General features: G+C 70.6%; 18 protein-coding genes, 2 tRNA genes and 1 riboswitch. Of the genes, 14 read left to right on the forward strand and 6 right to left on the reverse strand.

Annotated features, from left to right (window positions below; genetic code table 11):
* Positions 1-17 precede the first annotated feature (17 nt).
* Positions 18-551, forward strand: coding sequence for a hypothetical protein (locus tag T9R20_RS05065; RefSeq protein WP_322411457.1), 534 nt, complete (start codon positions 18-20; stop codon positions 549-551).
* 14 nt (positions 552-565) lie between these two features.
* On the opposite strand, the gene T9R20_RS05070 is transcribed toward T9R20_RS05065, so the two are convergent.
* A complete protein-coding gene (locus T9R20_RS05070; RefSeq protein WP_322411458.1) occupies positions 566-1006 on the reverse strand; it encodes a hypothetical protein in 441 nt (146 codons plus the stop codon).
* Positions 1007-1864: a hypothetical protein gene (locus tag T9R20_RS05075; RefSeq protein ID WP_322411459.1), complete on the reverse strand. Its 858-nt coding sequence runs from the start codon at positions 1862-1864 to the stop codon at positions 1007-1009.
* 437 nt (positions 1865-2301) lie between these two features.
* On the opposite strand from T9R20_RS05075, the gene T9R20_RS05080 reads away from it, so the two are divergent.
* On the forward strand, positions 2302-3567 hold the full coding sequence (locus T9R20_RS05080) for a hypothetical protein (RefSeq protein ID WP_322411460.1): 1266 nt from the start codon (positions 2302-2304) through the stop codon (positions 3565-3567).
* Here the strand turns inward: T9R20_RS05080 and T9R20_RS05085 are convergent.
* Entirely contained in the window at positions 3564-5177 is a 1614-nt protein-coding gene (locus tag T9R20_RS05085) for an NAD(P)/FAD-dependent oxidoreductase (protein ID WP_322411461.1), read from the reverse strand. The two genes, T9R20_RS05080 and T9R20_RS05085, sit on opposite strands and share 4 nt — an antisense overlap.
* A 94-nt stretch (positions 5178-5271) precedes the next feature.
* Between T9R20_RS05085 and T9R20_RS05090 the strand changes: the two genes are divergently transcribed.
* The 6 genes from T9R20_RS05090 (at position 5272) to T9R20_RS05115 (ending at position 9936) form a co-directional block, all read left to right on the forward strand.
* Positions 5272-6081 carry an inositol monophosphatase family protein gene (locus T9R20_RS05090; protein WP_322411462.1) on the forward strand — a complete coding sequence of 270 codons (810 nt, stop codon included), beginning with the start codon at positions 5272-5274 and terminating at the stop codon, positions 6079-6081.
* A gap of 298 nt (positions 6082-6379) precedes the next feature.
* Positions 6380-7693 carry a peptidoglycan DD-metalloendopeptidase family protein gene (locus T9R20_RS05095; protein ID WP_322411464.1) on the forward strand — a complete coding sequence of 438 codons (1314 nt, stop codon included), beginning with the start codon at positions 6380-6382 and terminating at the stop codon, positions 7691-7693.
* 64 nt (positions 7694-7757) lie between these two features.
* Positions 7758-7829 (forward strand) — tRNA-Thr (locus T9R20_RS05100).
* A 35-nt stretch (positions 7830-7864) separates the two neighbouring features.
* Positions 7865-7941: transfer RNA gene (locus T9R20_RS05105), tRNA-Met, on the forward strand.
* Between the two features lie 90 nt (positions 7942-8031).
* Positions 8032-8096, forward strand: a riboswitch (guanidine-III (ykkC-III) riboswitch).
* A gap of 13 nt (positions 8097-8109) precedes the next feature.
* A complete protein-coding gene (locus T9R20_RS05110; RefSeq protein ID WP_322411465.1) occupies positions 8110-8433 on the forward strand; it encodes a multidrug efflux SMR transporter in 324 nt (107 codons plus the stop codon).
* An 84-nt stretch (positions 8434-8517) separates the two neighbouring features.
* On the forward strand, positions 8518-9936 hold the full coding sequence (locus tag T9R20_RS05115; protein ID WP_322411466.1) for an APC family permease: 1419 nt from the start codon (positions 8518-8520) through the stop codon (positions 9934-9936).
* Here T9R20_RS05115 and T9R20_RS05120 read toward each other — a convergent pair.
* Together T9R20_RS05120 and T9R20_RS05125 are read right to left on the reverse strand one after the other, a co-directional pair.
* Positions 9860-11158 (reverse strand): hemolysin family protein, encoded by a 1299-nt coding sequence (locus tag T9R20_RS05120; RefSeq protein WP_322411467.1) that lies wholly within the window; start codon positions 11156-11158, stop codon positions 9860-9862. The two genes, T9R20_RS05115 and T9R20_RS05120, sit on opposite strands and share 77 nt — an antisense overlap.
* 151 nt (positions 11159-11309) lie before the next feature.
* Positions 11310-12281, reverse strand: coding sequence for an NAD-dependent epimerase/dehydratase family protein (locus T9R20_RS05125; RefSeq protein ID WP_322411468.1), 972 nt, complete (start codon positions 12279-12281; stop codon positions 11310-11312).
* Between the two features lie 86 nt (positions 12282-12367).
* Here T9R20_RS05125 and T9R20_RS05130 point away from each other — a divergent pair, with 86 nt between their 5' ends.
* The 6 genes from T9R20_RS05130 to T9R20_RS05155 are packed head-to-tail and all read left to right on the forward strand — an operon-like array spanning position 12368 to position 16411.
* The gene (locus T9R20_RS05130) at positions 12368-12712 is read left to right on the forward strand and encodes a TraR/DksA family transcriptional regulator (RefSeq protein ID WP_322411469.1); all 345 of its coding nucleotides are present in this window, start codon (positions 12368-12370) and stop codon (positions 12710-12712) included.
* A 60-nt stretch (positions 12713-12772) separates the two neighbouring features.
* Complete coding sequence (locus tag T9R20_RS05135) at positions 12773-13573, forward strand: DUF2510 domain-containing protein (RefSeq protein ID WP_322411470.1); 801 nt, start codon at positions 12773-12775, stop codon at positions 13571-13573.
* Entirely contained in the window at positions 13570-14367 is a 798-nt protein-coding gene (locus tag T9R20_RS05140; protein WP_322411471.1) for a sulfite exporter TauE/SafE family protein, read from the forward strand. The genes T9R20_RS05135 and T9R20_RS05140 overlap by 4 nt, the downstream gene beginning before the upstream one ends.
* Positions 14368-14376: 9 nt before the next feature.
* A complete protein-coding gene (locus T9R20_RS05145; protein WP_322411472.1) occupies positions 14377-14826 on the forward strand; it encodes a MaoC family dehydratase N-terminal domain-containing protein in 450 nt (149 codons plus the stop codon).
* Complete coding sequence (locus tag T9R20_RS05150) at positions 14823-15278, forward strand: MaoC/PaaZ C-terminal domain-containing protein (RefSeq protein WP_322411473.1); 456 nt, start codon at positions 14823-14825, stop codon at positions 15276-15278. Before T9R20_RS05145 ends, T9R20_RS05150 begins: the two co-directional genes overlap by 4 nt.
* A complete protein-coding gene (locus T9R20_RS05155) occupies positions 15275-16411 on the forward strand; it encodes a UDP-N-acetylmuramate dehydrogenase (RefSeq protein ID WP_322411474.1) in 1137 nt (378 codons plus the stop codon). Before T9R20_RS05150 ends, T9R20_RS05155 begins: the two co-directional genes overlap by 4 nt.
* A gap of 456 nt (positions 16412-16867) precedes the next feature.
* Here the strand turns inward: T9R20_RS05155 and T9R20_RS05160 are convergent, their stop codons facing one another.
* Positions 16868-18346, reverse strand: a complete 1479-nt coding sequence (locus tag T9R20_RS05160; RefSeq protein ID WP_322411475.1) for an NAD(P)/FAD-dependent oxidoreductase — start codon at positions 18344-18346, stop codon at positions 16868-16870.
* Positions 18347-18403: the final 57 nt, after the last annotated feature.

The raw sequence follows: 18403 nt of genomic DNA on the forward strand, positions 1-18403 counted from the left end.
TGCAGCAGACTTAGTCGGTGCCGACACCCACGCCAAGCCCCCTGCTGGTCAGCGACGCAAGCGAAGCGGCGGTGATCGGACTATGGGGAGTGATTCTCGGTGCAGCCTTGTCCCTGGTCGGAACGGTCCTTATCCCGTGGCTTCGAGACTCCCTCGACCGCAGGCGCGAGGCGCGAGAGAGCCTGGAGCGCGAGCGCCGCGACAGCCTCCTGGCGACCATCTCTGCGCTCCTCGATATGCGACAAGCGCAACCGGGCGATCGCGGCGACGCTCAGGCCCGATTCGGCACGAACCTGAACAATCTCACAGTGCGCCTCACACCCGAGGAACAACCGATCCTCGACGTGCTCATGCTCATGCTGGCCATGGTGCAAGAGCCGCGACGGAACATCAACAACATGGTCGGGGAATCGATGGCGGTTCTCACGCTGTGGGTGCGTGGCGACATCCAGACGAATGACGTGATCTCGGAAGTGGAAATGCGGGCGGGAGTCACATTCGCGCCAGACCGCAAATCGGCGTCGGTGACCAAGCCCGCACCGGCGAACTGACTGGACCCCAACCGTCAGTAGACGCCGATATCGTGCTTGGCTCTCGGCAGTTCTCCGCCACCGCCCTGAAGCCGGAAGCGCAGCACCCGCGTCCGCCGTCGATGCAGGTTCGGTTCCTGGCTCCACGTCAGTCGGAACCGGCCATCCCCCGCCGCGTCAGCCTGGTAGATCAGCGTGATGGAGAGCCGTTCGCCAAACTCTGCGTGCTTCCTGGTCTCGCGAGAGAACGCCGACATCAGGCTGTCGCCCACCTGCTCAAAACGCACATCCCGAGCAACACCCCGCCCGCGGTTCTCGGCGGTCGCGGTGACCCTCACTTCCCCCTCAGTGTCGGGTCCCTTGACCTTCACGCCCGTCACCCACCGCGGCGCGGGTGTCCGGTTGCGCCAGAACGTCGCGGCACTGATCAGCAGGCTCGCGCCCGAGATGATCAGCGCCCACCAACCAACGTCCACTCAGCCGCCCTCGCGTCGGACAATCACGCCAGCGGAGAACCACCCGACCAACGTCGCCGCCAGTTCGACATGGCCGACTGCCTCAGTTTCGCTGTACCCATGCCCCGAATGCCGGTGCTGCTCGGCGAACGCGAGCGTTTCGAGCATTCCGACCAGCACGGCCTGGTGATCGGGGTGGTCATCATCACGACGAGCCAGGACCAAACCCCAGCCTTTCTGGTCTCTCAGCGCGCCGACGATCTTCGAGAGTTGTGGGCGTTTGTCCTTCGGGATCACTATCGGCCCACCCGCAGCCTCCACAGCCTGTATGGCCTCGCGTAGTACTTTGCTCGCATCCGGCTCAAGCGCTCGCATCTCCAGCCATGCTTTCGCGAGGTGCTGACCCGCGGTGGCGTTCGAGTCATCAACAGCCCGCTGCACAGCATCTTCGATGCCTTCCGGCATCCTCCGGCCGATACGAAACACGTCATCCACGACGCTGATCTGAACCGCCGAGGACGACATCTCCATGTGCTGTGCGAGTATCGCCATCCCCTGAGGCATGCGGCCCCAGTTATCTGGTTCGTAGTCCGAGATGAGCAGATCGACGACGCGCAGGATGAACTGGTCACCCCGCGTCATCACGTCGTCTGCCAACTCGCCGGGTCTCGGGTCGGTGAGCCCCAGGCGCACACGCAGTGCGGTTTCAATGCCATGAACGACGTGAGGGTTCACAACCCCGTAGGGAGAACGTTCCGCGAAATACTGTTCTAGCCAGTGGCGGATCGGAGCCTCAAGCGTGACGGGGACAGGTTCACGGATCACCATCAGTTCCGCGTATTCCTCATCGGTCGCGTCCCACGGTCGCCACGGCTGCACATCGGGAGCGTACCTGCGACCAAACCACGGTTTGGGAGAGACACGCGCCCCGCCCCCTTGCAGAAAGAGCGCGTGCGCACTGGGAACCGCCGATAGTGATGAAAACGATGCGCGCGCGAGCGTCGAAGAGGCCAATCTCACAACTCGCTCACGCGCGGCGGTGACACGCAACGGGACTCAGCCAGATTTAGAGATACCGGGGGTGACTCACGCGCGCGCGTAGTAAGGAGAGCGGAATACGCCGGGTGACGGAGCGTGACGCGCCAGAGGGACTGTAAATCAGCCGGCGTAGCCTTCGGGGGTTCCAATCCCTCACTCGCCACCCAGCTCAGGGGCCCGGCTTCGGCCGGGCCCCTGCTGTTTCTCCGGGCGATCGGACCGCCTGACATGCCCGCTCTCGCGTGCCAGGATGGGCATGCGTCGACGAGAGGACCGAGATGACACAGCCCCAGCCGCACGAGACGCCCGCGTCGGCCGCATCGCAGACGACGGATGACGCGGGTCGGTCACCGCTCATCCGCGCCGCCATCTGGGTGGCCATCGGCGCCCTCATCGCCGCAGCGATCGTCTGCGTGGTGTGGGTCCTCATCGGGCCCGAGAACGGCATCGTCGCCCGCGCCTTCCTCACCGTGCTGCTGCTCGCCGGCTTCGCCGGCGCGGCGATCCTCGACGCCAACCTCGCCCCGAACCGCCCGGCGTGGCTGGCGCTGGCGAGCATGGGGGTGTGGATCCTCATCCTGCTGATCGGCGCGGTGATGATATGGATGCCGGAGCGCTTCGCCTACTCGGGATTCGGCCGCTTCGTGTCGTTCCTTCTCATCGTGCTCATCCTGCAGCTGGCGCTGTTGCACATCCGTCTGTTCCTGAAGGCCCTCGCCCGCAACCGCACGACCTTCACCCAGGTCATCGCGATCGTGACGATCGTGCTCGTCATCGTCCTGGCGATCATGCTGGTGATCCCGCTGATGCTCTCGGAGTACGCGCAGCTCGGCGACCTCTACTGGCGGTTCGTCGTCTCGATCACCATCCTCGCCGCCGTGGGGACCGCGCTCCTTCCGCTCATCAATGTGCTCTTCGCGCCGCGCCGGCCGCGCCCGCAGCCCGTCGCCGCGCCCTACGCCGGCTACCCGGGTTACCCCGGAGCAGGCGGGCAGCAGACGGGCGTCATCCCCGCGTGGGCCCCTCACGCTCCGCAGGGTCAGACCTGGCCCGGTCAGGCGCAGGCCGGGTGGCAGGCCCAGCAGCCGCAGACGGGGTGGCAGGAGCAGAGCGCCGGCCCCTCGTTCGCCCCGTCACCCGTGTCCGCGACGCCCGCGCCCGCCACGGCCGAGCCGGCCCCCGTCCCGGCGTCGGCCGCTCCCGCAGCCGCCGACGCTGCGAACACCGAGCCTCCGATCCCGGCACCCGCGGCCGCCGCACCGGCACCCGCGGCCGCCGCACCGGCACCCGCCGAGGCCGAGCTGCTTCCGTGGCCGATGTATGCCGACGGTCGCACTCCGCTCCCGATGCTGCCTGACGGCAGCCCGGACTGGCAGGCGTACCGGAGCGGCAGGCCGTCGCCGGGAGCTCAGTCGTTCGTGCCGATCGTGCCGCCGTCGCCGACGCAGCCGGCCTTCCCGCCTCCGGCGCCCGCGGCGGGGTCGCCGGGCACACCGGGCTACGAGGGCTTCCCGCCCCCGCCGCCGCTTCCGCCGCGGAACTAGCCGAGGAGTTCCCGCGCCGCCATCGCGGCGTTGTGCCCGCCGATTCCGCTCACCGCGCCCCCGCGCCGGGCGCCCGAGCCGCACAGCAGGATCCGTTCGTGGTCGGTGGCCACACCCCACCGTGTCGCGGGGCTGGACAGATCCGCATCGTCGTCCGCCCACGGCCAGGCCAGTCCGCCGTGGAAGATGTCGCCGCCGACCATCCGCAGCGACTGCTCCAGATCGGCGGTCGTGCGCACCTCCACGCAGGGTGAACCGTCGGGGGCGAGGTACAGGCAGTCCTCGATCGCGTCGGCGAGGACGGCGTTCAGCGACGCGAGGGCGGCGGCGAGCACCTCCGCCCTCGCCGCGCCGGCGTCGCGCCCCGCGACGAGGCGGTGCGGCACCTGCAGACCGAAGAGCGTCAGGGTCTGCGCGCCCTCGGCGCGCAGCTGCGGGCCGAGGATCGACGGGTCGGTGAGGGAATGGCAGTAGATCTCCGCCGGCAGAGGGTCGGGAACGCTTCCCGCGGTGGCGACGGCATGGGCGCGGTCGAGCTGCGTCATGGTCTCGTTGATGTGGAAGGTACCCGAGAAGGCCGCCTCGGCCGACACGGTGTCGTCGTGCAGCCGAGGGAGCCGCCGCAGCAGCATGTTGACCTTCACCTGCGCACCCTCGGGCGCGCGCCCCGCGTCATCCGTTCCTGCTCGCGCATCGGGGACGCCTCCGGCCCGCAGCAGATCGGCCAGCACCGCGGGGCCGGCGCCCATTAGCACGAGCCTTCCCCGCAGCGTGTCGCGGAGCCCGTCGGCGCTCTCCACCGTCACCTCGCCGTCGGGATCGACCGCCACGACCTCGGCCCCGGTGCGGATCTCCGCACCCGCGGTTCGCGCGGCGCGAGCGAGCTCGCCACTCACCTGCCCCATCCCGCCGACCGGCACGTCCCAGTCGCCGGTGCCGCCGCCGATGACGTGGTAGAGGAAGCAGCGGTTCTGCGCGAGGCTCAGGTCGTCGGCGGTGGCGAAGGTGCCGATGAGTCCGTCGGTCAGAGCGATCCCGCGGGCCAGATCGCTCCCCAGCGACCGGCGCAGCATCTCGCCGAGCGGACGATCGACGACATCCGTCCAGAGCTCGTCGTCGCCGACGAGCCTGCGGACCTCGGTGCGGTGTCGCAGCGGCTCGGTCATCGTGGGGAAGACCTGGCGGGCGAGGGGGAGGAGCCTGTCGCCGTAGACCCCGAAGCGGGCCGCTTCGCCGGGGTCGCCGGTCGCCCGCGCGAAGCTCCGCGCGGTGGCGTCGGCGTCCCCCCGGTCGACGAGGATGCCCCGCGAGGGATCGGCCGGAGACGGCGTGTAGGAGGAGTACCGCCGCCGGCGCAGCTCGATCCGCAGCTGCAGATCGTCGATGATCGTGCGGGGGAGCAGGCTCACCAGGTACGAGTACCGCGACAGACGCGCCGCGACACCCGACCAGGGCTCCTCCGACACCGCGGCGCCGCCGACGTGGCCGAGACGCTCGAGGACGACCACGCGATGACCCGCACCCGCCAGGTAGGCGGCGGCGACGAGGGCGTTGTGACCGCCGCCGACGATCACGACGTCGTGGGTGGCGGCATCCCGGGGGAGAGGCATGGCTCCACGGTACGGGCGACGGTGGGGATCCGCATCGGTCGCGGACGTCTGCACCGATCTCTGCGCGCCGGAGTCGCGCGATAACGTGAGGGTCATGACGCTCGCCGCGCAGCTGCACGACCTGGCCGTCGACATCGCTCGCGAGGCGGGGGAGCTCGCCCGACGCCGCCGCACCGAGGGCGTCGCGATCGCCGCGACCAAGTCGGCGCTCGCCGACATCGTCACCGACGCGGATCGCGAGGTGGAGGAGATGATCCGCCTCCGGCTCGGCGAGGAACGACCCGGCGACGGCTTCCTCGGCGAGGAGTCCGGCGCCGCGCCGGTGTCGCATGGCGGGGACTCCGACGTCACCTGGGTCATCGATCCGATCGACGGCACCGTGAACTACGCCTACGGCATCCCGTCCTACGCCGTGAGCGTCGCCGCCGTGGCGGGGGGCAGCGATCCCGAGCACTGGGAGGCCCTCGCCGGCGCCGTGTTCAACCCCGCGAGCGGCGAGCTCTTCCACGCCACCCGCGACGGGGGCGCGTGGCTGCACGATGTCCGCCTGACCGTCACAGCCGAACCCGCCGCGGCCGGCGCGCTGCTGGCCACCGGCTTCGGGTACGACCCGGCCACCCACGCCTCCGACCTCGCACGGGTGGGTCGTGCGATGACGATCGCCCGCGACATCCGTCGTATCGGCGCCGCATCGCTCGATCTCGCGTTCGTCGCCGCGGGGCGGCTCGACGGCTACTTCGAGCGCGGCCTGCAGCCGTGGGACTTCGCGGCGGGGGCACTGCTGGTGACCGAGGCCGGCGGGCGATTCAGCCGGGTGGAGATGCCGGATGCCGCCGCACGGCCCCTGGCGGTCGCCGCCGGTCCCGGCGTCTTCGAGCGGCTGCTCTCGCTTACCACAGAATGAGTCGCGGCGCGGGTGCTTGCGTCTCGGTGTCGCACATGGCATTCCCAGACGTCGGCGGGTAGGGTTTATCCGATCGTTACCTTTGGCATCCGACCGGAGGTATCCCCCAACGACCGCCTGCCGAGCACCCCCATGCCCGGCAACGACTCGGAAGTACGCCCCCGTTTTGCCCCACGATTCATCCTCGACTCTCCGCCCGCGCACCCGCCGGTCGAGTCGGGTCTCCCCCGCGGACGCCCAGATCCCGGCCGAGACGACGACAGCTCCTTCCTTCGAGCAACCCGCCGCGCCACCGGTGATGAGCCGTCGGGCGCTGCGCGCCCGTGCTGCTGCTCAGCCGTTCCTGGTGAACCCGGACTTCTCGGCCGGAGCCGCGCCGGTGGCCCGCTCCGCTTCGACGACCCGAGACGCAGCGGATGCCGCGTCGCCCGCCTCGTCGGTGACGGCGACGCCTGCCGAATCCGCCCCCGTGGCGCAGGCGAGCGTGACCGAGGTGCCGGAGGCCTCCGCCGCGGAGTCGTCGACGGATGCCGACGCGGCCGACCCGGAGCATCCCGAGACTGTCGCCACATCGACGGCGGGAACCGGGGTGATCTTCCTCGACGCGCCGACGACGACCGGACCGTTCCGGCTCCTCGAGCCGCCGATGGGGCACTCGGTCGCCGACGAGGATCCGGCGGCGAATGAGTCCGACGCCCCGCACACCGCACCGCGGACGGACGACGAGTTCGAGGCCGCGGCACGGCTGTTCTGCTTCACCGGTGAGACCCCGGTGCAGAACGTCACCGCAGAAGAGAGCTTCGAAGGCGGCGATCCCGCACCCGCGACCCCCGACATCGCCGCGCACGTCGCGGCCGCCCGCCGGCGTCGGCCGGGACGGGGAGCCGCCTTCCGCCGCGCCGCCACCGCGTCCTTCTCCGTCAGTGTCATGGGGATCGTCGGACTCCTCGCCGTGGCCACCACCACTCCCGCCGAGGCCGTGGCTGCCGCCACCGGCACCGAACCGGCCGCGGTCTCGACGATGGCGCCGGGGACGACCGACCTCTCGGTCGACCCCGACGAGATCCAGGCCTATGTCGCCCCCGCCACCACCGAGAACGCGCAGATCGCCCGCGGCGAGAGCTACGAGACGGTGACGATGGCCGATCTCGCGGCGGCGTCGGGGATCACGAACTTCTCGAACTTCTACGTGAACGACCCCACCGCCGCCATCCAGTGGCCCTTCGCCGTCGGCGTGTCGATCAGCTACGGGTTCGGCATGCGCTCGGGCAAGATGCACGAGGGCCTGGACTTCGTGCCCGGTGCCGGAGCGCCGATCCAGGCCATCGCGGACGGCACCGTCCGCATCGCGAGCGAGTCGGGCGGCGCGTACGGCGTGCACGTCATCATCGACCACGTCATCGACGGTCAGCTGATCTCGAGCCACTACGCGCACATGGAGTACGACTCCCTGCAGGTCGTCCCCGGCCAGCAGGTCACCGTCGGCACCGTGCTGGGCCGCACCGGCAACACCGGGCGATCGTTCGGCGCCCACACGCACTTCGAGCTGCTCATGAACGGCACCACCCCGATCGACCCGCTGCCGTGGCTGCGGGAGCACGCGGGAGGGTGATCCCCGATTCAGCGGGGAGCCTTCGCTCTGGTATTCTCGTGGAGTTGCCCGCGCAGGGCAGCACGCCCCGATAGCTCAGTGGCAGAGCACTTCCATGGTAAGGAAGGGGTCGTCAGTTCAATCCTGACTCGGGGCTCGCAGCATCCGGCATCCTGACTGCCGGAGCATCGCGGCAGGGTAGCTCAGTTGGTGAGAGCGCACGACTCATAATCGTGAGGTCGCGGGTTCAAGCCCCGCTCCTGCTACCAGTGAAACCCCCGGACATCCCGGGGTTTTCGTGTTCCGGGCCACCGCCTGACCCTGCCCAGGCACTGATCAGGGCGGGACGGTAGCGTGGAGAGCGGATCCCGACCGGATCCCCGGACGAGGGTTCAGTACCCGGTGAGCGACAAGACTGGCCATGGAGGCGAGTTCTTGTGTCGTGGGTCCTTCTCATCATCTCCGGAGTCCTCGAAGCCGTATGGGCCACCGCCCTCGGCAAGAGCGAGGGCTTCACCAAGCTCTGGCCGAGCGTCGTGTTCGGCGTCGCCCTCGTGGCGAGCATGGGCGGGCTCGCCTGGGCGATGCGCGAAATCCCGACGGGCACCGCCTACGCCGTCTGGGTCGGCATCGGCGCGTCCCTCACGGTCATCTGGGCGATGATCACGGGCGATGAGGGTTTCTCGTGGGTCCGGATGCTGCTGATCGTGGGCCTTGTGGGATGCATCGTCGGTCTGAAGCTCGTCAGCGACGCCGAATAGTCCGGAGGTCGCGCGATTTTACGGCAGTCCGGGTCACATTGGGAGAGGTTGCACGCTCACGCCGCTGACCGCTGAAGTGGCCAGATGGCTCACGACGTCGACGCGGCACCTGTCGAGGAGAAGCACGGACTCAAGCGCGTGGTGGGGGTGTGGCTCCTCTTCGCGTTCATCGTGGGAGACACGCTCGGCGCCGGCATCTACACCCTGGTGGGCACGATGGCCCTGGATGTCGGCGGCGTCATCTGGCTGCCGCTGCTCATCGCGCTCGTCGTCGCCCTGCTGACCGCCGGCACCTACGCCGAGCTCATCACCAAGTACCCGCATGCCGGTGGGGCCGCGCGCTACGTCGAGCGGGCGTTCGGGATCCCCTTCGTGTCGTTCCTCGTCGGGTTCTTGATGATGGCGTCGGGGATCACAACCGCCGCAGCGCTCGCCAACGCCTTCGCGGGCGACTACCTCGCCTCCCTCGTCGACCTCCCCGCAGCGCCGATGGCCGTCGCGTTCATCCTCGTGCTGACGCTGATCAATCTCCGCGGTGTGCGCGAGTCCCTCGGTGCGAATATGGTCGCGGCGATGATCGAGGTCTCGGGCCTCGTGCTGATCATCGTCATCGCCGCCATCGTCTTCGGAAGCGGCGGGGGTGACCCGAGCCGCCTGGTCGAGTTCGCGCCCGACGTCCCGCCGCTCCAGGGGGCGTTCGCGGCGACGATCATCGCGTTCTTCTCGTTCCTCGGGTTCGAGGCCGCGGCGAACATGGCCGAGGAGGTGAAGAACCCCTCGCGCGCCTACCCCCGGGCGCTGTTCGGCGCCATCCTCACCGCGGCCGTGGTCTATCTGCTCATCGCGATCGGCGCGGTGATCGTCGTGCCGCCGGCGGATCTCGCCGAATCGACCGGCCCCCTCCTCGAGGTGGTGACGGCGAGCGGACTCCCGGTCCCGGGCTGGCTGTTCAGCATCATCGCCCTGATCGCCATCGCCAACGGCGCGCTGCTGTTCATGGTCATGGCCAGCCGGGTGGGTTACGGGCTGGGAGAGGCGGGGCTGCTTCCGCGGGCGTTCCGGAGGGTGCTCCCGAACCGTCGCACGCCGTGGGTGTCGATCGTCGTCGTGGCGGCGGTCACGATCCTTCTGACGCTCCTCGGTGACGTGGCGACGCTCGCAGAGACGACCGTTCTGCTGCTGCTGCTGGTGTTCCTCTCCGCCAACGTCAGCGTCCTGGTCCTGAAGAAAGACCGAGTGGACCACCCCCACTTCTCCGTTCCCCGGATCGTCCCGATCCTGGCGATCATCGCCAGTGTCGTGCTCCTCACCCAGCAGACCGGCCCCGTGTGGCTCGGGACGCTGGTCTACCTCGCGGTGGGTGCGGTGCTCTTCGTCGTCGCCAGGGCGCGGCGCAAGCACGAGATCCGCACCGAGCGGATCGACGTCATTCCGCCGTCGACGGAACCGGCTCCTTCGGGATCACCAGAAGCTCCGAGATCCGACGGCGATCGAGACCGGTGACCTTGAGGGTGGCACCGTCGACCTCGACGGCGTCGCCGACGACGGCGAGGCGTCCCAGCCGCTCCAGCATGAACCCGGCGATGGTGTCGGATGAGCCGCGGGGGAGGGTGAGGCCGGTGGCCTCCTCGAAGTCCTGCAGGTTCAGCCGGCCGTCGACGGTGCCGCCGTTCTCGGACAGGTCGCCGGTCGCGGCGTCGGTGTCGTACTCGTCGAAGATCTCGCCGACGACCTCCTCGACGAGGTCCTCGAGGGTGACGATCCCGTCGGTGCCGCCGTACTCGTCGACGACGACCGCAATCTGGTCGCCGCCGGCCCGCATGCCGGTGAGGGTCGGGAGCACCCGTGCGGTCGACGGGAGGTAGGGGATGGGGCGCACGAGCGGACCGATCGGCTGGCGCGGATCGACGGCGGCGGCCTCGAAGAGGTCGCGCACGTGGACGAAGCCGGTGATGTCGTCGATGGACTGGTCGACGACGGGGTAGCGCGAGTAGGGCAGCTCGCGCACGCGAGCGGCGGCCGCACCCACCTCGTCGGCGTGGTCGAGCGCGACGACCTCGGGCCGGGGGCGCATGACCTCGCTGATCTGGCGACCGCGCAGCGACAGCACGTCGTCGAGGATGCGCCGCTCGTCCTCGGGCAGACCCTGGTGGCTCGAGACGATGTCGCGCAGCTCCTCCTCGCTGAGCTCGTCGCCGGTCTTGTGCGGGTCACCGCCGAGAAGGCGCACGACGGCGTTCGTCGACACCGACAGCAGCCAGATCACCGGTCGCATCAGCACGGCGAAGCCGTTCAGCACCGGCGCGACGCCGTAGGCGAACTGCGCGTTGCGCTGGATCGCCAGGCGCTTGGGCACGAGCTCGCCCAGCACGAGCGAGAGGTACGCGATCATCAGCGTCAGGACCACGGTGGCGATCGTGAGCGAGAGGCCCTCGTCGAGTCCGAGGGAGACGAACAGCGGAGCGACGCTCGGGGCGATCGACGACGCGCCGTACGCCGCCGAGGCGAACCCGGCCACCGTCACACCGATCTGCACGGCCGACAGGAACGTGTTGGGGTTGCGGGCCAGGTCGGCGACCTTCTGGCCGCGCTTGCCGCGGGCGGCGAGGGCATTGACCTGGCTGTCGCGGAGGGTGACGAGCGCCATCTCGGTGGCGGCGAAGACACCGCCGATGAGGACGAAGACCACCACGAGGGCGATGTTGAGAAGGAGGTCGCCGTTCATCGGTTCACCTCCCCTCGCGGGGACGCGCCCGGGGTCACCCGGGCGCCGGGACTATGACAGTCGGATCCGTCCGCAGTTTTCGGCATGGGGGACACGCTACCGGTCGTCGCTTCGAAATCGCCGTGTGCCGGTCGCGGCCCGCGACGCCGTGTCAGACGAGCAGCGGCCCCGCGACATCCATCCTGTTGTTCTCGATCAACCACCGGACCGACTCCAGGATCGCGTCGTCGGGTTCGTAGCGGGGACGGTAGCCGAGCACCGACCGGGCCTTGTCGATGCTGAGACAGTGGTTGCGGTGCAGGTGCCCCCAGCTCGCGTTCGCGTACCTCTCCGGCGTCTCGGCGCGGAACTGCTCCCAGGTGACGCACTCGAGCGACGCGGGTTTTCCGAACCAGGATGCCGCGGCCGCCGCGTACCCGCGCACGGTCAGCGCCGAGGGGGCGACGGCGTGGAAGTCCTCGCCGGCGGCCGCGTCGCGGTGCGCGAGCGCGAGCTCGAAGACCTGGGCGACGTCATCGGCGTGGACGTGGTGCATCAGCGCGCCGTCGCTTCCCGGTACCCGGAGGGTGCGGCCCGCCGACAGATCGGACCAGACGCGGGGGTCGCCGTTACCGAGCGGCCCGACCGGCATCCAGCCCGGACCGACGATGTGACCGGGGTCGACGGTGGTGGTCACGAGCCCGCCCGCGGCGGTCTCGGCAGCGAGCAGCTCGGCGATCTCGGCCTTGAGGATGCCGTACTCGTCGAACGGCGGGCTGCCCTCGCCCTCGCGGATCGGGACGCGGTCGCTCGGACCGTAGCGCCAGAGCGTCCCGCAGTGCACGAGGTGCCCCACCCGTCCGCGCAGGGCCTCGACGAGCGCGCGCGCCGAGTCGGGGGTGAAGGCGAGGAGATCGACCACGGCGTCGGGATCGTGGGCGAGGATGAGCTCGCCGAACGTGCCGTCGCGGTCGGCGGCCTCTCGGTCGGCGACGATCTGGTGCACCTCTTGCCACTCGGGTGCCGCGACGTACGGCGGTCGCGTCCCGCGGCTCAGGGAGACGACCTCGTGTCCGGCGCGGACGAGCCGGGGGACGAGGAAGGTGCCGATGTGGCCGGTTCCGCCGATGACGACGACGCGCACGATCTCCGCCTCTCCGCGACGGCGGGCGCCGGCGCACCACCCGAGCCTAGGGCGCCGATGTCGGAGCCCGTCGGTAGCGTTCTCTCATGGACACCCCGGCCGACACCTTGCGCGCGGCGCGGGATTCCGCGCGCCGGCGCCTCGCCGACGTCGAGGCGCAGCTCGCCCAGCTCCGGGATGCGCGGGGGGCCGAGTCGGCCGACGACGAGCACGATCCCGAGGGTGGGACGCTCTCGGCGGAGTGGTCGCGCATCGAGGGGGTCCGCGTCGGTGTGGTGGCCGAGCTCGATGGCATCGACGCCGCCCTCGACCGTGTCTCGGCGGGCACGTTCGGCATCTGCGAGGTGTGCGGGAACGCCATCCCGGCGGGCCGGCTCAAGGTGCGTCCGACGGCGACGCGGTGCGTTCGGTGCGCGGAACGTCGGCAGTAGGCTGAGGGCGGCGGCCACCCCGGTCCCTCGCACGGCCGGGATTCGATGAAACGAGCGAGCATGACCACGAACCCTCCCGGCTGGTACGACTACGGCCCCGGCACCCGGCGGTGGTGGGATGGTGCGAAGTGGACCGAGCACGTGCAGTCGACCGAGGGTGGGACGGATGCCGCGCCGGCGGCCGGCTCCGATCAGGGTGAGGTCGCTCCGAGCGACCCCGCGGCGATCGCCGCGAACGATCCCGCGCCGCTTCCGCAGGACGGCGGGGGATACGCCACCGCCGGGCCGCCCCCCTCCGCGCCCGGCTTCGCGGGTGCGCCCGGATACGCCCCCGCGGGCGGCGCCTTCACCGCCGCGACCGACCCGAAGAAGTCGAAGCTCTGGATCCTGTGGGTGGTGCTCGGCGTGGTGCTGCTCGGCATCGTCATCGCCGCGGCGGTGCTGATCCCGATCCTCATCGGCGTCTTCTCCGCGGCCGGGGGTGTCGACGAGGCCGACCAGCAGGACGCCGTGCGTGCCGTGGAGCTCTACGACGAGGCGTGGCGCGAGGGCGACTGCGACAAGTACCTCGAGGCGACATCCGAGGGCTTCCGCGAAGCCAGCGGACTCCCCGATTGCGCCGCCTTCGACGAGCAGGCCGCCGGGTTCGCGGCGTCCGTGCAGAACTACCAGACCGAGGTCGTCGGCATCACCGTCGAGGAGTCCACGGTCTTCGTCGACACCGCTGAGACCTACGAGAGCTTCTTCACCGCGGAGGGCGAGCCCGTGGAGACTCCGGTGCCGATCGAGGAGAGCTGGCAGTACACCGTCATCGAGATCGACGGCGCCTGGGTCATCGACAACGCGTACTACGACGAATGAGCGACGCCCCCACCGCGCGCGGCGCGCGCTTCGTCGTCACGTGCCTCGGCGTGGGCTTCATCGCCGGCCTGATGTCCGGGCTCTTCGGGGTCGGCGGGGGCACCGTCGTGGTGCCGCTCCTCGTCCTCATCCTCGGGTACGGCCAGCGGCTCGCCGCGGGGACGTCGCTGGCCGCCATCGTGCCGACCGCCACGGTCGGGGTGATCGCCTACGCGGTCAACGACTCGGTGGCGTGGATCCCGGCGCTGATCCTCGCGGCCGGCGCGGTCGTCGGCGCCCAGATCGGCACCTGGCTCCTTCCGAGAACACCCGTCACGGTGTTGCGCTGGGGCTTCGTCGGGTTCCTCGTCATCGTGATCGTCTCGCTGTTCCTGGTGATCCCGTCGCGGGACGCGGGGCTCCCGCTCACCGTCGTGACCGTCCTCGGCCTCGTCGCGCTCGGTGTCGTCACCGGCATCCTCGCGGGTCTGCTCGGTGTCGGGGGCGGGGTGATCGTGGTGCCGGTGCTGCTGCTGCTCTTCGGCACGAGCGACCTCCTCGCGAAGGGCACGTCGCTGCTGATGATGATCCCGACGGCGATCTCGGGCACGATCGGCAACCTCGTCCGCAAGAACGTCGACCTCCCCGCGGCGGCGCTGGTCGGAGTCGCGGCGTGCGTCACCGCTCCCGTCGGCACGTTGCTCGCCACCCTCGTCGACCCGCAGGTGGGCAACATCCTCTTCGCGGGGTTCCTCGTCATCATCGCGGTGCAGATGGCCGTCCGCGCCGTTCGGGGGCGCAAGGCGCCTCGGTAGGATGATCCGGTGCCAGTGAACCCCGATCTCGTCGGTCGCGTATTCCCCCCGACGCCGCCCTACCTGGTGGGGCGCGAGAAGGTGCGCGAGTTCGCGCGGGCGGTCTTCTCCGATGACCCGCAGCACCTCGACCCCGAGGCGGCGCGCTCCCTCGGCTACGCCGACGTGGTCGCTCCGCCGACCTTCCCGATCGTGCTGCAGGATGTCACGCTCCAGCAGCTGCTCGCCGAACCCGACAGCGGCATCGAGCTTTCGCGGGTGCTCCACGCCGAGCAGCGCTTCCGCTACTCGCGACCGATCGTCGCCGGTGACGAGCTGACTGCGCAGCTGAGCGTGACCGGCATCCGCACCCTCGGCGGCAACGCGATGGTCACGAGCGAAGCCGAGATGGTCGACGCCGCCGGTGCCCACGTCGTGACCGCGACATCCGTCCTCCTCGTCGGGGAGGGCGACGCGTGAGCCCGGTCACCGCCCGCACCGCCGCCGTCGGCGACATCGTCGCCGAGCGCACCGTTCACCTCACGCGGGAATCACTGGTGCGCTACGCCGGCGCGTCGGGAGACTTCAACCCGATCCACTACCGCGACGAGGTCGCGGCCGAGGTCGGGCTTCCCGGGGTGCTCGCGCACGGCATGCTGACCATGGGTCTCGCCGTCGAGACCGTCGTCCCGTGGCTCGGCGACGCCGGCCGCATCCTCGATTACGGCGTGAGATTCACCCGCCCGGTCGTCGTTGACGCGACCGACGGCGCCGACCTTCACATCGTCGCCCGCGTCGGTCAGGTGACCGATGACGCCGTGCGCATCGACCTCACGGTGACCGCGGCCGACACCGCGGTTCTCGGCAAGGCCCAGGTCCGGGTGCGCCCCGCGGGCGCCGACGGCGTGCCTGTGGACGACGCGGCTCGATGACCGAGGTTCCCCCCGTCGCGCTGTCGACCCTGACGACCCTTCGCGCGGGCGGGGTTCCCGAGCGCATGATCGAGGCGCGCACCGCCGACGAACTCGTCGCGGCACTCCGCGAGGTGTGGGCGACGGGCGACCCCTGGTTCGTCCTCGGCGGAGGGTCGAACCTGCTCGTCGGCGACGAGCCGTTCCCCGGCACGGTCGTGCGGATCCTGACGCGCGGCATCGAGACCCTGCCCGCCGCGCGCGAGGGGTTCGTCCGCCTGCGCGTACAGGCCGGGCACGACTGGGACGCGTTTGTCGGCGACACCGTCGAGCGGGGGCTCGCGGGGGTGGAGGCGATGTCGGGGATCCCCGGCACGGTGGGCGCCGCGCCCGTGCAGAACATCGGCGCGTACGGGCAGGAGATCGTCCAGACTCTCGTCGAGGTCGAGCTCATCGACGAAGCGACCGGCGAGGTGTCGACCGTGCCGGCTGCGGAGCTCGGGCTCGGCTTCCGCACGTCCGTGCTGAAGCACCACCACGGTTCGGTTCCCGAGCGCCGCGCGGTGATCCTCTCGGTCACGGTGGAGCTCGCGGTGATCGGCGATGCGCCCCGCCGGATCCACGGCGATCAGTTGCGGACGGCGCTGGGGCTCCAGCCGGGCGACGCGGTGACTCTGACGTTCGTGCGCGAGCAGGTGCGGCAGATCCGGCGGCGGAAGGGGATGGTGCTCGATGACGCCGACCCCGACACGTGGAGCGCGGGATCCTTCTTCCAGAACGCCGTCGTGTCGGCATCCTTCGCCCGCACCTTGCCGGCGGAATGCCCGCGCTGGCCGGTCGAGCCCGACTTCGATCCGGTCGTGGTCGTGCCTCTCGCCGGCTTCGACGGAAGTGTGCCGCGCCTGTCGACCGCCGAGTCCGACGTGAAGGTCAGCGCCGGGTGGCTCATCGAGCAGTCGGGTATTCGCAAGGGGTTCAAGCTTCCGCGTTCGCGCGCCGCGGTGTCGACCAAGCACGCGCTTGCCCTGACCAATCGCGGCGGGGCCACGGCGGACGAGATCGCCGAGCTGGCGCGATTCATCCAGGGTCGCGTGCACGCCGAGTTCGGACTCCTCCTCCAGCCCGAGCCGGTGCTCGTCGGCGTCGACCTCTGACCCGGGAGGCGCCGGCCTCGCGGCGGTTTCAGCGTCGGTCGCGCGCTCGCCGTCATGCCCGCCCGCCGGCTCACCCGCGTCGCGCGGTCCTTCGCCGTTCGTTCGTCGCAGATGTACGCGCAGGGGGGCTCCAGACGTACATCTGCGACGAACGAACGGTGTCGGGGCGGGGTGAAAGGGGCGGCGCGGGGCGAGCCGCCCAATCGTGCACCCTCGCCGCGTGATCGTGCACCCTCGCGGTGTGATCGTGCACCCTCGCGGTGTGACGGGATCCATCCCCATTCGCCGCCCGCGGTCTTTTCGCCGTTCGTTCGTCGGAGATGTACGCGCAGGGGGCTCCAGACGTACACCTGCGACGAACGAACGGGGGGTGGGGGGGGTGGGGGGTGGCGGGGGTGAAGGTGATCGGTGGGGGGCGAGAGGCGGTGGATGCTGCGGCGCGGCGCGCCGCGAAGATCACGCGCGAAGGAGCTGCCGGGCGGCCAGCCCGATGATCGCGCTGTAGGTGGGGTAGGCGAACTTCACGCCAGCCAGGGTTGCGACGTCGATGCCCGCCGCCATGGCGGTCGTCACCGACTGGATCACCTCGACGGCGTTCTCGCCGACGGCATGAGCGCCGAGGATCAGCTCGCGTCGGTTGTCGGTGATGAGCTTGAGGAAGCCCACGGCGCGGTCGTCGATGACGGCCCGCTCGAGATCGGCGTAGTTCGCCACAGCCACGATGCAGCGCGCGTCGCGCTGCCGGGCCTGCTCCTCGGTGAGCCCGACCCCGGCGTAGTCGGGATCGGTGAACCCGCCCGCGGGGAGGAGGTGATGCGGGGTGCGGCGATTGACGCCGAGCACTGCGTTCTCGGCAGCCGCTTCGCCCTCGAACTGCGCGGCCTGCACGAGCATGTCGCGTCCGATCGCGTCACCCACGGCGAGGATGTGCGACACCTCCGAGCGGAAGTACGCGTCGACCGGGATCGAGGAACGCTCGATCCGGACGCCCGCGTGCTCGAGCCCGAGATCTTCGACGTCGGCGGGCCAGCCGGTGGCCATCACCACCGCGTCGAAACGATCCTCGGCGGGTCCGTCCTGCTCGCGCCACCGCAGCACGATCCCCGTGCCGTCCTTCTGCAGGGCATCGACGCCCGCGATCCCGGTGCGCACCGTCATCCCGTGGCCCTCGAACGAGGCGGCGATCGCGGCGGAGACGTCGGCGTCGGAGGCCATGAGCACGCGCGGTGCCACGTCGAGGAGACTCACCGTGGAGCCGAACGACTCGAACACGGTCGCCAGCTGCGCGCCGGTGTTGCCCGCGCCGATGATCGCGACGCGGGGCGGGAGGCTCGGGAGTTCGAGGACGTGTTCGGGCACGGTCGCGAGCTCCGCGCCCGGAAGGGGGAGGCGTCGGGAGTGCCCCCCGACCGCCACGATCACCGAGGCCGCGCGGATCCGCCGGCCGGAATCCAGACGCAGGGTGTGCGCATCGGCGAAGCGCGCCCGCCCCTCCTGCACGAGGTCGATCCCCGCCGCGCCGAACCTCTCGGCCTCGTTCTTCACCGCCCGCACCCGGTCGACCCGCTCGTGGACGCGGGCGACGGTGGCGGGCCAGTCCAGGGCCTCGGGATGGGTCACCACGCCGTAGTCCCGGGCCGCACCCACCTCGCGCATCAGCCGAGCGGTCTTGGCGAGGACGCGGGTGGGCACGCAGCCGGTGTTCACACAGGTGCCGCCGAGGCGGTCGGATGCCTCGAGAACGACCACCTTCGCACCGAGCTCCGCGGCGCGAAGGGCTGCCGCCGTCCCGGCGGGGCCTGCTCCGATGACGGCGAGATCGTACGCGTCGGTGTCGCTGGGCACGGTGTCGCTGGGCACGGTGTCGCCGGGCACGGTATCGCTGGGCTCGGTCTCACTGGGCGCGCGGGGGCTGGTGTCGCGGGGGCTGGTCACGCAGTCAGTGTCGCACCCGATGACCGACGGCGGGCGCGTCGGCGGTCATCGGGTGCG

Origin of the sequence: Microbacterium invictum (assembly GCF_034421375.1) — a bacterium.
In the GTDB taxonomy this organism is placed as follows: domain Bacteria; phylum Actinomycetota; class Actinomycetes; order Actinomycetales; family Microbacteriaceae; genus Microbacterium; species Microbacterium invictum_A.

Coding starts and splice junctions, on each gene's coding strand:
- T9R20_RS05080 (WP_322411460.1), top strand. CDS start 2,302: ATGACACAGCCCCAGCCGCACGAGACGCCCGCGTCGGCCGCATCGCAG.
- T9R20_RS05085 (WP_322411461.1), bottom strand. CDS start 5,177: ATGCCTCTCCCCCGGGATGCCGCCACCCACGACGTCGTGATCGTCGGC.
- T9R20_RS05090 (WP_322411462.1), top strand. CDS start 5,272: ATGACGCTCGCCGCGCAGCTGCACGACCTGGCCGTCGACATCGCTCGC.
- T9R20_RS05095 (WP_322411464.1), top strand. CDS start 6,380: ATGAGCCGTCGGGCGCTGCGCGCCCGTGCTGCTGCTCAGCCGTTCCTG.
- T9R20_RS05115 (WP_322411466.1), top strand. CDS start 8,518: ATGGCTCACGACGTCGACGCGGCACCTGTCGAGGAGAAGCACGGACTC.
- T9R20_RS05120 (WP_322411467.1), bottom strand. CDS start 11,158: ATGAACGGCGACCTCCTTCTCAACATCGCCCTCGTGGTGGTCTTCGTC.
- T9R20_RS05130 (WP_322411469.1), top strand. CDS start 12,368: ATGGACACCCCGGCCGACACCTTGCGCGCGGCGCGGGATTCCGCGCGC.
- T9R20_RS05135 (WP_322411470.1), top strand. CDS start 12,773: ATGACCACGAACCCTCCCGGCTGGTACGACTACGGCCCCGGCACCCGG.
- T9R20_RS05140 (WP_322411471.1), top strand. CDS start 13,570: ATGAGCGACGCCCCCACCGCGCGCGGCGCGCGCTTCGTCGTCACGTGC.
- T9R20_RS05155 (WP_322411474.1), top strand. CDS start 15,275: ATGACCGAGGTTCCCCCCGTCGCGCTGTCGACCCTGACGACCCTTCGC.